The sequence below is a fragment of the Streptomyces sp. NPDC000983 genome, from assembly GCF_040299205.1.
Taxonomy (GTDB): Bacteria; Actinomycetota; Actinomycetes; order Streptomycetales; family Streptomycetaceae; genus Streptomyces.
The window spans coordinates 34,943-48,785 of the sequence record NZ_JBEPBM010000029.1; the positions used below are offsets into that span (position 1 = coordinate 34,943).

General features: G+C 73.7%; 13 protein-coding genes and 1 pseudogene. 10 read left to right on the forward strand and 4 right to left on the reverse strand.

Features of this window, described 5'->3' with window-relative positions:
- From murC to ABT296_RS27895, 3 genes are all read right to left on the reverse strand, one after another.
- On the reverse strand, window positions 1–1,386 hold the full coding sequence (gene murC, locus ABT296_RS27885) for a UDP-N-acetylmuramate--L-alanine ligase (RefSeq protein WP_351931411.1): 1,386 nt from the start codon (window positions 1,384–1,386) through the stop codon (window positions 1–3).
- A 122-nt stretch (window positions 1,387–1,508) separates the two neighbouring features.
- Window positions 1,509–1,964: an indole-3-glycerol phosphate synthase gene (locus tag ABT296_RS27890; RefSeq protein ID WP_351931412.1), complete on the reverse strand. Its 456-nt coding sequence runs from the start codon at window positions 1,962–1,964 to the stop codon at window positions 1,509–1,511.
- 149 nt (window positions 1,965–2,113) lie between these two features.
- Complete coding sequence (locus ABT296_RS27895) at window positions 2,114–2,869, reverse strand: pyrimidine reductase family protein (RefSeq protein WP_351931413.1); 756 nt, start codon at window positions 2,867–2,869, stop codon at window positions 2,114–2,116.
- 319 nt (window positions 2,870–3,188) lie between these two features.
- On the opposite strand from ABT296_RS27895, the gene zapE reads away from it, so the two are divergent.
- From zapE to ABT296_RS27925, 6 genes are all read left to right on the forward strand, one after another.
- Window positions 3,189–4,292: a cell division protein ZapE gene (gene zapE, locus ABT296_RS27900; protein ID WP_351931414.1), complete on the forward strand. Its 1,104-nt coding sequence runs from the start codon at window positions 3,189–3,191 to the stop codon at window positions 4,290–4,292.
- Window positions 4,293–4,476: 184 nt separating this feature from the next.
- Entirely contained in the window at window positions 4,477–4,875 is a 399-nt protein-coding gene (locus tag ABT296_RS27905) for a hypothetical protein (RefSeq protein WP_351931415.1), read from the forward strand.
- 80 nt (window positions 4,876–4,955) lie between these two features.
- A complete protein-coding gene (locus tag ABT296_RS27910; RefSeq protein ID WP_351931416.1) occupies window positions 4,956–5,531 on the forward strand; it encodes a carbonic anhydrase in 576 nt (191 codons plus the stop codon).
- Window positions 5,532–5,539: 8 nt separating this feature from the next.
- Complete coding sequence (locus ABT296_RS27915; protein ID WP_351931417.1) at window positions 5,540–6,994, forward strand: SulP family inorganic anion transporter; 1,455 nt, start codon at window positions 5,540–5,542, stop codon at window positions 6,992–6,994.
- A 196-nt stretch (window positions 6,995–7,190) separates the two neighbouring features.
- Window positions 7,191–7,979, forward strand: a complete 789-nt coding sequence (locus ABT296_RS27920) for a slipin family protein (protein WP_351931418.1) — start codon at window positions 7,191–7,193, stop codon at window positions 7,977–7,979.
- 90 nt (window positions 7,980–8,069) lie between these two features.
- The gene (locus tag ABT296_RS27925) at window positions 8,070–9,449 is read left to right on the forward strand and encodes a PhoX family protein (protein ID WP_351931419.1); all 1,380 of its coding nucleotides are present in this window, start codon (window positions 8,070–8,072) and stop codon (window positions 9,447–9,449) included.
- A 143-nt stretch (window positions 9,450–9,592) separates the two neighbouring features.
- Here ABT296_RS27925 and ABT296_RS27930 read toward each other — a convergent pair.
- A pseudogene (locus tag ABT296_RS27930) lies at window positions 9,593–10,345 on the reverse strand (MerR family transcriptional regulator); the annotation flags it as partial.
- 248 nt (window positions 10,346–10,593) lie between these two features.
- Between ABT296_RS27930 and ABT296_RS27935 the strand changes: the two are divergent.
- The 4 genes from ABT296_RS27935 to ABT296_RS27950 all read left to right on the forward strand — a co-directional run bounded on the left by ABT296_RS27935 (window position 10,594) and on the right by ABT296_RS27950 (window position 13,799).
- Window positions 10,594–11,436: a polysaccharide deacetylase family protein gene (locus ABT296_RS27935; protein WP_351931420.1), complete on the forward strand. Its 843-nt coding sequence runs from the start codon at window positions 10,594–10,596 to the stop codon at window positions 11,434–11,436.
- Between the two features lie 18 nt (window positions 11,437–11,454).
- Window positions 11,455–11,637, forward strand: coding sequence for a hypothetical protein (locus tag ABT296_RS27940; protein ID WP_351931421.1), 183 nt, complete (start codon window positions 11,455–11,457; stop codon window positions 11,635–11,637).
- A 57-nt stretch (window positions 11,638–11,694) separates the two neighbouring features.
- Window positions 11,695–12,414 (forward strand): peptidyl-tRNA hydrolase, encoded by a 720-nt coding sequence (locus ABT296_RS27945; protein ID WP_351931422.1) that lies wholly within the window; start codon window positions 11,695–11,697, stop codon window positions 12,412–12,414.
- Window positions 12,415–12,512: 98 nt separating this feature from the next.
- Window positions 12,513–13,799, forward strand: coding sequence for an MbnB/TglH/ChrH family RiPP precursor modification enzyme (locus tag ABT296_RS27950; protein ID WP_351931423.1), 1,287 nt, complete (start codon window positions 12,513–12,515; stop codon window positions 13,797–13,799).
- The last annotated feature ends 44 nt before the right edge of the window (window positions 13,800–13,843 follow it).

The following is a 13,843-nucleotide window of genomic DNA, read 5'->3' on the forward strand; positions in this document are numbered from 1 at the left end:
TCACTTCGACAGGCGGTCCAGGATCTGCGGGCCGAGGTCCGTCACGTCACCCGCGCCCATGGTGAGAACGAGATCACCGGGCTTCGCCATTCCCGCCACCGCGGCGGGCACCTCGCCCTTGTCGTGCAGGGCCGTGACGTCGGCGCCCGCGACCCGCGCCGCGTCGATGATCAGCTCGCTGGTGACCCCGGGGACCGGGTCCTCGCGGGCCGGGTAGATGTCCAGGACCAGCGAGGCGTCCGCGAGGGCCAGCGCCTGCCCCATCTCCTTGCCCAGCTCCTGGGTCCGGGAGAACAGGTGCGGCTGGAAGACGACGAGGATCCGGGCGTCCCCGGCGGCGGCGCGCATGGCCTCCAGGTCCGCGGTCATCTCCGTCGGGTGGTGCGCGTAGGAGTCGATGACCTGCACGCCGGCCGCCTCGCCCTTGAGCTGGAGGCGCCGCTTGACCCCGGTGTAGGAGGCGAGCGCCGGTGCCAGCTCGGCCGCCGGGATGCCGAGCGCGGCGCCCGCGGCGAGGGCGGCCACCGCGTTGTGGGCGTAGTGCCGGCCGGGGACGGAGACGGTGAAGGTGAGCTCCTCGCCGTCCAGGACGACCGTCACCTCGCTGCGCAGGCCCTGCGGGACCACGGAGAGCACCCGCACATCGGCGTCCGGCGCCTCGCCGTAGGTCACCGTGCGGACCCCGTCGAGGCGGCGGGTCAGCTCGCGCGCGCCCTCCTGGTCGGCGGAGACCACCAGGGTGCCGCCGGGCACGATCCGTCCGGCGAAGGTCTCGAAGGACTCGTAGATCTCGTCCATCGACGCGTAGTTGGCGTGGTGGTCCAGTTCCACGTTGAGCACGATCGCCACCTCGGGCGCGTACTTGTGGAAGCTGCGGTCCGATTCGTCGGCCTCGGCGACGAAGATCCCGCCGTCGCCGTGCAGGGCGTTGGAGCCGGGCGCGTCCAGGTCGCCGCCGATGGCGTACGACGGGTCCAGCCCGAGCGTGCTCAGCGACACCGCGAGCATGGAGGTGGTCGTCGTCTTGCCGTGCGTACCGGCCACGGCGATCGGCCGCAGGCCGTCCATCAGGGCGGCGAGGGCGTCGGAGCGGTGCACGACCGGGATGCCCAGCTCGGCGGCGCGGACCAGTTCGGGGTTGTCCGCGCGGATGGCCGACGACACCACCACACAGCTCGCGTCGTCGGCGAGGTGCGCGGCGGCGTGCCCGATGTGCACGGTCGCGCCCAGCGCCCGCAGCGCCTCGGCGGTCGCGGACTCCTTGGCGTCGCTGCCGGCCACGGCGGCACCGCGCTGCGCGAGGATCTTCGCGATGCCCGACATCCCGGCCCCACCGATGCCGATGAAGTGCGGTCGGTCCATGGCGGGGGGAAGTCCGGGTGCCATGCGTGTATCTCCCAAGATCCGGTCCTACGACGAAACAGCGCCCCCGGCGGGACGCGCCCCCAGCCTATTGGGTCGCGGAACGGCCCCGTGCCGCACGGCAGGGGCCACCTCCCCGGCGGGTCCTACTCCTCGCTGTGCGAGAAGAGCTTCAGTACCGGCACCCCGACCTTGTGCCGGGCCCGGGAGGCCCAGTCGCGGTGGAAGAACTCCTCCACGTAGTGCGGATCGGTCAGCACGATCACCTCGTCCGCGCCGCTCTCCTCCACCAGGGACTTGAGCGCGTCCAGGGGATGGTTCTCCACGAGCCGTCCCTCCGCCTCGCTCCCGGAGGCCCGCAGCGCCTGGAGGGAGACCGCGAGCGCCCGCTCGCCGAAGCTCTTCGCCTCCTCGCCCTCCGGGGTGTCCCCCTCCCGGGCCGCCTCGTCGAGTTCCCCGAGGGCCACGTCGTCGATGGCCCGCAGCAGGCGATCGGCCTGGTCGCCGCGTGGCTGGAGCAGCACATGGAAGGAGACCGCCTCGTCCCCGTGCAACGTGGTGACGAACTCCACGTCCGCGGAGGTCAGGGCCTTCTCGATCATCAATACGCTTCTGAACACCAGGCGCCCCTTCTTTCCGCAGGGCCGTGGGCGACCCTGCGGAAACCATCCTTCCCCGTGATCGCACGGGGACTGCGAGATTTAGTGTGCCCATCGGAAGCTAAACGGAACGACTGATTCCGCCGTTTTCGTCAGAGCCGCCCGTACCGGGTGAAGAGAAACCCCTCCTCCTCCAGCATGGACAGCAGTGCGAATCTCCTGGGCAGCTCCACCGAGGGCCCGCCGGCGATGCGCTGCGCGTCGCCCGCGGTGAGCATCGGCGCGACGGTGAGGCAGATCTCGTCGAGCACCCCGGCCGCCACGAACTGGCCGAGCAGTCTCGGCCCGCCCTCCGTCAGCAGCCGGCGGTACCCGAGTCCGGACAGCGCCTCGACGGCTCGCCCGGGGTCGATCCCCGCACCCTCGCCGGCGGCCACCACCCGGGCGCCGGCCCGCTCCGCCTCGGCGACCCGGCCCGGGTCGGCCGCGGCGCCGGTGAGCACGAGGGTCGGCACCAGCGGTGAGGTGAACAGCGGGAGCGAGAAGTCCAGGTCGAGCCCGGCGGTGACGACCGCGACGGCCGGCGCGGGCGCCTGTCCGGCGGCCTTGCGCCGGGCGGCGAACTCGGCCCGCGCGCGGGCCGGGCGGTACCCCTCCTGCCGAACCGTTTCCGCACCGACGACCACGATGTCCGCGAGGGCTCGCAGGGTGCCGAAGATCCGCATGTCGGCGGCGCTGGAGATCGGCTGCGAGCGGCCGTCGTGGTGGGCGGCGCCGTCGAGGGTGGACACCATGTTGGCGCGCAGCCAGGGTTCGCCGGACGGCGGGTAGGCGTACACCTCGGCAAGCTCGCCGAGCCCCCACTCACGGTCATCGGCCCGATCACCAACAGGAAACAGCTGTCGCATACGGAAAGTCTTCCACGGCCCCGGTCCCGGGGTACGGCCTCCCTACGTCTGCGACCCGGCGGACGCAGACCGCGCAGTTCCCCGCGCCCCTGAAACGGCAACAGCCCCGGAGGCCCAGCCCCCACCCGCCCAGGGGCGCGGGGAACTGCGCGCCCAGCCCCCACCGGGCCGCAGACAAGACCCCACCCCACCCCCCGGGGCGGGGACCGAACCGGCGTCTCCAACCCCCACCCGCCCAGGGGCGCGGGGAACTGCGCGATCAGCCCCCGCCGGGCCGCACCGGCAGGGAGGTCCGGGCGACCCCCTAAAATCGGTGAACGTGTCCTCCTCCACCGCCCCCGGCGAGACCCCCATAGCCGAAGCGACCCCGCTCTCCCTCTGCACCCGCGAACCCCACGTCCCCGCGGAGCGCCTCGTGGGCGAGATGGTTCCCCCACCCCGCTTCGACTCGGTCCGCTTCGCCACCTACCTCCCCGACCCGAACCAGCCGAGCCAGACCGAGGCGGTCCAGGTACTGGAGTCCTTCGCGGCGGGCCTCGGCGGAGCGCACGCGGCCGGCCCCGCCCGGCGCGGCCTGTTCGGCCTGGGCAGGCAGAAGGCCCCGAAGACCCCGGCCGGCCCGCGCGGCGTCTACCTCGACGGCGGCTACGGCGTCGGCAAGACCCACCTGCTCGCCTCCCTGTGGCACGCCACCCCCGCGGAGCCGTCCCTCAAGGCGTTCGGCACCTTCGTGGAGCTGACGAACCTGGTCGGCGCCCTGGGCTTCCAGCAGACCGTGCGAACCCTCTCCGGCCACCGCCTGCTGTGCATCGACGAGTTCGAACTCGACGACCCCGGCGACACCGTCCTGGTCTCGACCCTGCTCGGCAAGCTCGTCGACGCCGGGGTCGCACTCGCCGCCACCTCCAACACCCTCCCCGGCAAGCTCGGCGAGGGCCGCTTCGCCGCGGCCGACTTCCTGCGGGAGATCCAGGGCCTGTCGGCCCGCTTCCGCCCGCTGCGCATCGACGGCGAGGACTACCGCCACCGCGGCCTGCCCGAGGCACCGGCGCCGTTCAGCGACGAGCAGGTGACCAAGGCCGCGTACGCCACCGAGGGCGCCTCCCTCGACGACTTCCCGCATCTGCTGGACCACCTGGCCCGCGTCCACCCCAGCCGGTACGGCGCGCTGACCGACGGCGTGCGGGCGGTCTGCCTGACCGATGTGCGCCCGGTCCCGGACCAGTCGACGGCACTGCGGCTGGTGGTCCTCGCGGACCGCCTCTACGACCGCGAGGTCCCGGTGCTGGCCTCCGGACTCCCCTTCGACCAGCTGTTCGGCGAGGACATGCTGAAGGGCGGGTACCGCAAGAAGTACTTCCGCGCCATCTCCCGGCTCACCGCGCTGGCCCGGGACGCGAAGGGGCTCGTAGAGGGCCGGTAGCCCGTTCAACTTCCCCCGGTCAAGAGCCTGTTCCGGCCGCGCGCCCGCGCGTTTCGCGCTCTCTTCACCCGGAAACGCCGAGTTGACCCTGCAAATAACTTTTGCAGGGTTAACGTGTTTCTTGACCAACGGTTGACCCGGCATTGGTCCGAGCATGGGTCGCGAACCGCCGGGAGGGGGGCGCATGTTCCGAGGTGAGAGGGTACGGTCCGCGGTGCCGGTGCTGGCCGCCCTGCTGCTCGCACTGCAGTTCTTCGCTCCCGCCGTTTCCTTCGCGACCGCGCACACGTCCAGTCATGCAGAGGCCAAAGGCGAGCCGGAACCGAAGCTGTCCGGCCCTCCCGTGCGCGGGGAGGCCCTCGCCCCGCGCTCCTGCGATCCGCCCGCCGACCCGGCCGGGCCGCTGCGCACCCGGGACCGTACCGCCCCGTCCGGCTGGGCGCCCCCGGCGCCCGAACGCCCGCCGCCGCCCCAGCACTCCACGTCCGCCCCGGGACCGGCGGCCCCGGGCGCCGCGCACCACCGCACCGCGAGATCCGCCCCGGACCGCACCCCGGCCGCACTCCAGGTCTTCCGCTGCTGAGCGGCGGAGCAGGTCCCCCACTCTGCTCCGTCCCGCCCGTCCGACGCGCCGCCACGGCGCGCCAGGAGGAAGTCACCACCATGCAGCCCCTCATCGACCACGCCCGTTCCTTCGGTCAGCGCCCCGAGGAGTTCGCCGGGCTCGCCCAAGGCCAGTCCCCCCAGGTCCTGTTCATCACCTGCTCCGATTCCCGGGTCGTCCCGGCACTGATCACGGGCGCCCGCCCCGGTGAGCTCTTCGAGCTGCGCACCGCGGGCAACATCGTCCCGCCGCCCGCCGCGCACCCCACCAGCGAGGCGGCCACCATCGAGTACGCGGTCGAGGTGCTCGGCGTCCGCGACATCGTGGTCTGCGGCCACTCGCACTGCGGAGCGGTCGGCGCGCTGGTGCGCGGCGACGACCTGGACGCCGTACCCGCCGTGCGCGACTGGCTGGCGCACGCGACGCCGCGCCCCGCGGGGGCGGCCGAGGACCCGGCCGTCACCGAGGGCGTGCAGAGCCATGTGCTGACCCAGCTGCTGCGGCTGCGGTCGTACCCGTTCGTCGAACGGCGGCTGGCCGAGGGCCGGTTGACGCTGCGCGCCTGGTACTACGAGGTGCACACCGGCGCCGTCCTGGAACACCGCGCGCGGACCGACTCCTTCGAAGCGCTGTGAGCGCCGGGATGACCCGACTCCCGCACCTGCGGCGGGACTTCGCCGCGTCGCTGGTCGTCTTCCTGGTCGCGCTCCCGCTCTGTCTGGGGGTGGCCGTCGCCTCCGGTGTCCCGGCCGAACTGGGCCTGGTCACCGGCATCGTGGGCGGAGTCGTCACCGGACTGATGCGGGGCAGCAGCCTCCAGGTGTCCGGTCCGGCCGCCGGTCTGACGGTGCTGGTGCTGGAGGCGGTCCAGGAGTTCGGGCTGCCCGCGCTCGGGGTGATCGTGCTGGCCACCGGGCTGCTCCAGGTACTCATGGGCGCGCTGCGGCTCGGGCGCTGGTTCCGGGCCATCTCGGTCTCCGTCGTCGAGGGCATGCTGGCGGGCATCGGCCTGGTCCTGATCGCCGGCCAGCTCTACGCGATGACCGGCGCCGAGGCCCCGGCCTCGGGCCTGGCGAAGCTGGCCGGGCTGCCCGGCGCACTCGCCGGCGCCCTCGGCGACACCGAGGCTCTGGCCGCACTCGGGCTGGGCGTCGGCACGCTGGCCGTGCTGGTGCTGTGGCCGCGGCTGCCGGCCGCGGTGCGCACGGTGCCCGGTCCGCTCGCCGCGGTGGGCCTGGCGACCGGGGTCTCGGTGATGTGTGCGCTGCCGGTGGCCACGGTGGAGATCAGCGGCCTGCTGGACTCCGTACAGCCGCCGTCGCTCGACTCCCTCACCGAGGCGGCCGGGCCGGGCCTGCTCGCCACGATCGTCGCGTTCACGCTGATCGCGTCGGCCGAGTCGCTGTTCAGCGCGGCGGCCGTGGACCGGATGCACGACGGCCCGCGGACCGCGTACGACAAGGAGCTGATCGCGCAGGGCGCGGGCAACACGGTCTGCGGGGCGCTGGGCGCGCTGCCGATGACCGCGGTGATCGTGCGCAGCTCGGCCAACGTCCAGGCCGGCGCCCGCACCCGGGCGTCCCGGGTGCTGCACGGGGTGTGGCTGCTGCTGTTCGCGGCGCTGCTGCCGTCCGTGCTGGCCCTGATCCCCGTCCCCGCCCTGGCGGCCGTACTGGTGCACGCGGGCGCCAAGCTGATCCCGGTGCGCACCGTCCGCTCGCTCTGGCGCGAGCACCGGGGCGAGGCGCTGATCCTGGTCGTCACCGCCGTGTCGATCGTCGCGGTCAGCATGTTCGAGGGCGTCCTGATCGGTCTGGCGCTGGCGGTGGCCAAGACCGCCTGGGACGCCTCGCACCTGAAGCTGGAGGTCGTGGACAAGGGCGCGGGCCCGGTGCAGGCCCATCTGTCGGGCAACGCCACCTTCCTCCGGCTGCCGAGGATCCTCGACAGCCTGGAGGCGCTGCCCCGGGACCGTCCGGTGGAGCTGGACCTGTCCGGACTGCACCACCTGGACCACGCCTGCCGTACGGCCCTGCACAACTGGGCCGAGCGGCACAGCGCGGCCGGGACGGAACCGGTACGGGTCACCAGCCGGTGAGGTGACGACGGGCCCCGGGGGCCGGGACCGGGAGCGCTCGCGGTCCCGGCCCTGGCCCTGGCCCTGGCCCTGGCCCTGGGGCCAGACATACCCCTCGCCCCGACCCCGGGGCGAGGCATACCCCCACCGACAACGGGGGCATATCGTCTAATAAGCGAACACGCGAACACACCGGACCTCTGACAGGGAGGTCGTCATGGTCGAGGACCTGCTGATCGCTGCCGCGGCCGCCGGCGCCGCCGGGCTGGTCTACCTCACCGCCGCGGCCCGGATCGTCAAGCAGTACGAACGCGGCGTCGTCTTCCGGCTGGGGCGGCTGCGCGAGAACGTCCGCCAGCCGGGGCTCGCGCTGGTGGTGCCCGGCATGGACCGGCTGCGCCATGTGAACATGCAGATCGTGACGATGCCGGTGCCGGCCCAGGAGGGCATCACCCGGGACAACGTCACCGTGCGGGTGGACGCGGTCGTCTACTTCAAGGTCGTGGACCCCTCGGCGGCCGTCGTGAACGTCGAGGACTACCGGTTCGCGGTCTCGCAGATGGCGCAGACCTCACTGCGTTCCATCATCGGCAAGAGCGATCTGGACGACCTCCTCTCGGACCGGGAGAAGCTCAACCAGGGGCTGGAGCTGATGATCGACAGCCCGGCGATCGGCTGGGGCGTGCAGATCGACCGCGTGGAGATCAAGGACGTCTCCCTGCCCGAGTCCATGAAGCGGTCGATGGCCCGGCAGGCCGAGGCGGACCGGGAGCGGCGGGCCCGGATCATCAACGCCGACGCCGAACTCCAGGCGTCGAAGAAGCTCGCCGAGGCCGCCCAGCAGATGGAGGACACCCCCTCCGCCCTCCAACTCCGCCTGCTCCAGACGGTGGTGGCCGTCGCCGCGGAGAAGAACTCCACCCTGGTGCTGCCGTTCCCGGTGGAGCTGCTGCGCTTCCTGGAACGCGCCCAGCAACCGGCCCCGCCCGGGCCCGGGGAAGGCTGAACACGCTCTACGCGCGTGGTTCACCTGGCCGACGCCAGATGGTAGACACGGCGTGACCGCAGTCCTGTCCGCCAGCAGGAAGGTTCCCCCATGCCTGAGCACGGCTCCCAGACACGCCGTCAACTGCTCGCCCGTACCGGCGCCGTCGGCGTCTCGATCGCCTTCGCCGGAAACCTGAGCGAACTCTTCGCGGGCACCGCCGCCGCGCAGAACCTGGGCCACACCGGCTACGGCCCGCTCGTCCCCGACCCGGACGGCCTCCTCGACCTGCCGGAGGGTTTCCGCTACCGGGTGCTCTCCCGCGAGGGCGACCCGCTGCGCTCCGGAGAGGGCCCGGTGCCCTCCAACCACGACGGCATGACCGCGCTGCCCGGCCGCCACGGCCGCGTCCACCTGGTGCGCAACCACGAGAACCGCCACACCGCCCGCCTCCCGGTCCCCACGGTCGAGGGGCTGACCTACGACCCCGAGGGCAAGGGCGGCTGTACCGCCCTCACCCTGGACGCGCGCGGCGAGGTGCTCTCCGAGCGGGTCGCCGTCGCCGGTACGGCCGTCAACTGCGCGGGCGGGCCCACCCCCTGGGGCACCTGGCTGACCTGCGAGGAGACCGAGGACCGGGCCGGCACCAACGGCTACACCAAGGACCACGGCTTCATCTTCGAGGTCGACCCGGCCGACCCGCACCGCAGCGGCGCGGTCCCGCTCACCGCGATGGGCCGCTTCCAGCACGAGGCGATCGCCGTCGACCCGAGCAGCGGCGTCGTCTACGAGACCGAGGACGCCTTCCAGCGGCCCTTCGGCCTCTTCTACCGCTTCCTGCCGCGCAGGCCCCTGGGCGGGGGCGGTTCGCTGCGCGCCGGCGGGCGCCTCCAGGCGATGCGGGTCCCGGGCGTCCCGGACCTGTCGTCGATCCAGGAGACCGGCGCGCGCTTCGACCACGTCGAGTGGGTGGACGTACCCGACCCGCTGGCCGCCGGGACCCCGATCCGCCACCAGGACTTCGGCCCGCGCGGCATCACCCACGCGCAGAAGCTGGAGGGCTGCTACTGGGGCGGCCGTTCGGTCTACTTCGTGTCGTCCTTCGCCCGCAGCTCCGAGGGGTCGGCAGGCGACCACTACGGGCAGATCTGGCGCTACGACCCGGCGCGGCGCAGCCTGACCCTGGTGATCGTCTTCGGCCCCGACACCGACGTCCAGCTGCCCGGCGAGTCCCCCGACAACATCTGCCTGGCGCCCTCGGGCGGCCTGATGGTCTGCGAGGACGGCAACGGCGCCCAGCACGTCTACGGCGTCACCCGGCGCGGCGAGGTCTACGCGATGGCCCGCAACGCCCAGGACATCGGCACTCCCGGGGCCCCGGAGTGGGGCGAGTTCGCCGGCGTCGCCTTCTCCCCCGACGGCCGGACCATGTACGTCAACTGCTACACCCCGGGGACGACCTTCGCGGTGACCGGCCCCTGGCGGAGGTAGCCCGGCCCCGGGAACATCGGTGCCGCGGCTGTCGCACCGTGCCGAGGCAGCCACGGGCACTCGGAACCGATCAGCGGACCGCGCCGCCGTGCGCAACCGCCGCCGCGGCTCCTCCCGCGACGGCGGTTGCGCCGGCCTCGGTTCAGCCGGGTGGTGGCGTAGGCCTCGATCGCGTCGCGCTGGTACGCCGCCAGACCGGAAGCGATGGCCTCGTAGGCGGCACGCCACGTCCCGTTGTCGACGACGGAGCGTCCGATGGCCCGGTAGTCCTCGGCGGAGACGGCGCGCAGTCCGGTCAGGGCCCGGCACCGGGCGTCGATCTCGGCCTGGACCGGGTCGGCGTCGGCCGGGTGGCCCGCGGCCATGAGGTCGGCCAGCCGGATCATCTGCGCGGTGCGCTCACGGTGCGCGGCGTCGGCGTCGGCCTGGCTCATCGTGTCGGCGCGTCGTGCGACCTCGTCGGCGAGTTCGGGGAAGTCGCGCATGTTCTCCTCGTACTGCGAGGGGCTCACGCCTTCGAAGAGGTTCTCCGGTCGGTTGATGGTCATGGGGTGGCCGTCCTTCCTGGACTGCTCCAGTTCGGCGATCGTGCGGGAAACGGTGCCGGCCAGGGTGTCGAGCCGATCCCGTTCCGCGATGAGTCGCTGGTGGTGGCCGCGCAGGGCATCCACCTCGTCGACCTGCTCCGACAGGATCCGGCCGATCTCCGGCAGCCCGACGCCCAGGGCCCGCAGCACGAGGATCTGCTGCAGCCTCAGCAGCTGGCGCTCCTCGTAGTAGCGGTGACCGTTGGCACCGATCCGGGCCGGCGGCAGCAGGCCCGTCTCGTCGTAGTGGCGCAGTGTCCGGGCGGTCACGCCCGACATCCGGGCCACCTCCGAGATCGGCCGGTCCATCACGACTCCCGCATGTGTGTGTCGCCGGGCCGGCGTCTCCGGCCCTGGTCACGACGGTAGGAGCTGCCGCAACGGCAACTTCAACCCCGAGACCCGAGACCCTCGCGAACGAACGTCCACGATCCACACCCCGGGCCGCGGCAGCCGGCCCGGAGCCAGGGCTGTCGGCCCGGAGCCATGACTGTCGCCCCGCGCGGGACGGCAGGCCAATCCAGGATTCGTCCGATTAGTCCCATTATGTTCGTACGGTGATCCTTCCTGTACGTCACGTCACCGCCCTCTGCCTGCTCGCCGCCGCCCTCACCTCCTGTGCCGCCCCCGAGCCGCCCCGGGCCGCCCGGCCCGCGCCCGCCGCCCCCTCGGTCCGCCCGTCGGCGGTCCCGACCCTGGCGCCGGGGCCGGCCGGGCTGACCCCTCTCTTCCACCACGGCTCCCGGACCGCGGGCAAGGTGCTCGCCCTCACCTTCGACGCCGACATGACCGCCGACCAGGGGCCGCGTGCGGCCGGCGGCGAGCGGTTCGACAACCCCGGACTCATCGCCGCCCTGCGGGAGCTGAAGGTGCCGGCGACCGTGTTCATGACCGGCCGGTGGGCCGAGGAGTACCCCGCGCAGGCCCGTGGCATCGGCCGGGACCCGCTGTTCGAGGTGGCCAACCACTCCTACAGCCACCACGCCTTCACCGGGGACTGCTACGGCCTGCCGACCGTCTCCGAGGACCGGATGCGGGCGGACGTGGAGCGGGCCTACGCCGCCTTCCGGCAGGTGGGCGTGGCGAACGCGATGCCGTACTTCCGCTTCCCCGGCGGCTGTCACGACCGGCGGGCGCTGAGGGCGCTGACCCCGGCGGGGGTGACCGCCGTGCAGTGGGACGTGGTGAGCGGGGACGCCTTCGCCACCGACGCCGACGCCGTCGCCCGGCAGGTCCTGGACGGGGTACGGCCCGGATCGGTCGTCGTCCTGCACTGCACGCGCAGCGCCGCCCCGGTCACCGAGCGCGCCGTCCGCAGCATCGTGCCCGAGCTGCGGCGCCAGGGGTTCCGCTTCGTGAAGGTCTCCGAGCTGATCGGGGCCGCCGGCCACCGGGGGTGAGGGTCCTACCCTGGAGTCATGAGCGACGCCGACTACTGCACGATCGCCGACGCCACGAAACCGCCCCGGGCCGACGGGCCGCCGTACGCGGAGTGCGTGCTGTGCCGGGAGCCGACGGAGTACCCGGAGGCGTACAAGGGCATCACGCTGTGCCCGGTGTGCGAGTGGCGGGAGGCCGAGCGGACCGCCTGCTCGGGGTGATCCGCGCGGCCCGGCACCGGCGGTGGCCGGCGGGGTCCCGGCTGGCAGACTGGCCGGGTGAGCCACGCATCCACGTCCGCCGAGAGCCCCTTCCGTTCCGAGCCGTCCCCGCGCGACCGGGCACCGCAGTTCGTGCTGCCGCTGGTCGTCCGGATCGAGCGGGCGGCACCCCCCGCCCGTACCGACGCCCTGGAGACCGCCGCCCGCGCCGTCCTGGTGCTGCTGTCCGACGAGCGGGTGCTGGGTGAGGGCGAGTGGGCCGACGCCGTGCGGGACTGGCAGGACGGCCGGATCCGCAAGGTCGTCCGGCGGGCCCGGGGCGCCGAGTGGCGGCGGGCCGAGGCCCTGCCGGGGATCACGGTGACGGGCGGATCGGCCGAGGTGCGGGTCTTCCCGCCGGTGCCGCTGGACGGCTGGCCCAAGGAACTCGCCAAGCTCCAGGTCTCCGGCACCGATCTCGACGACCCCGAGCCGCCGCCGGCCGCGGACCCCTCGGCGCCCGTGCTGTGGCTCAGCCCCGACCTCGACATGTCGGCGGGCAAGGCGATGGCGCAGGCCGGGCACGGCGCCCAGCTCGCGTGGCTGGAGCTGTCCGGGGCGGAGCGCGCGGCCTGGCGCGACGCAGGCTTCCCGCTCGCCGTGCGGACGGCGTCCCCCGAGGACTGGCCGCGGCTGGCCGCCGCCGGGCTGCCGGTGGTGCGGGACGCGGGCTTCACCGAGATCGCCCCCGGCTCGTGCACGGTGGTCGCCGACCACCCGGCGCTGCGCACGCCGTAGCCCAACCTCAAATGTTGCTCTGAAGCACGCCCCGCGTGGATTCACCGGCCCGCGCCGGGGCGATACCCCCTGCACGCGGTCGGTGGAGGGGGACGGGCATGGAGCGACTGGGTACGGGGATCGGGTGGCGGCCGGAGATCGCGGACGCCGTGGAGCGCATGCCGGGCATCGACTGGGTCGAGGCCGTGGCGGAGAACGTGTGCCCGGGGCATCTGCCCGAGTCGCTGCGGCGGCTGCGCGAGCGCGGGGTCACCGTCGTCCCGCACGGGGTCTCGCTCGGCCTCGGCGGCGCGGACCGGCCCGACGAGGGGCGGCTGAAGGACCTCGCCGAGACGGCCGGCGCGCTGGGCTCACCGCTGGTCACCGAGCACATCGCCTTCGTCCGGGCGGGCGGCCCGCTCACCGCCTCGCCGCGCCTGGAGGCCGGCCATCTGCTGCCCGTGCCGCGCACCCGGGACGCGCTCGCCGTGCTGTGCGAGAACGTCCGGATCGCCCAGGACGCGCTGCCCGTCCCGCTCGCCGTGGAGAACATCGCCGCGCTGATCTCCTGGCCCGGCGAGGAGATGACCGAGGGCCAGTTCCTCTACGACCTCGTGGACCGCACCGGCGTACGGCTCCTCATCGACGTCGCCAACCTGCACACCAACCGCGTCAACCGGGGCGAGGACCCGGCCCTGGCGCTCGCCGAACTCCCCCTGGAGGCCATCGCGTACGTCCATGTCGCGGGCGGGTTCGAGCGGGACGGCGTCTGGCACGACAGCCACGCCCACCCGGTGCCGCGGCCGGTCCTCGACGTGCTCACCGACCTCGCCTCCCGGATCGCCCCGCCCGGAGTCCTGCTGGAGCGGGACGAGAACTTCCCCGAGCCGGCCGAACTGGAGCGGGAGCTGGCCGGGATCAGGGCCGCGGTCGCCAAGGGCGGCCGGGAGCAGGCGCCGGCGCGAGCCGTGCCGGACCCGGTCCCCGTGGCAGCGGCCGGGGCGCCCGCGCGTGAGCGGCTCGGGCTGGCCCAGACCGCGCTGCTGTCGGCGCTCGTCGCCGGGACGCCCGTGCCCGAGGGGTTCGACCGGACCCGGCTGCGGGTGCAGTCGCGGGCGCTCGCCGGGAAGCGGGCGGACGTGGTGGCGAAGGTGGCGCCCGAACTGCCGGTGATCCTGGGCCCGCGGTACCGGCCGGCGTTCCTCGCCTACGCGCAGGGCACCCCGATGACCGGCGGCTACCGCCGGGACGCCCTCGACTTCGCCGGGCAACTCCTCGACGTGGAGGGGCCGTTGGACGGCCGGGCGCGGCGGGAACTGCGCGAGTGGTGGCTGGAGCGCTCCGGCCCGGCCCCGCGCGGCCGGTCCCGGCTGGCCCGGATACGGCGGTCCGTGAGCCTGCGGTGAGCATCGGTCCGGACCAACCGGAACGTCACATACCCGCAACGCTC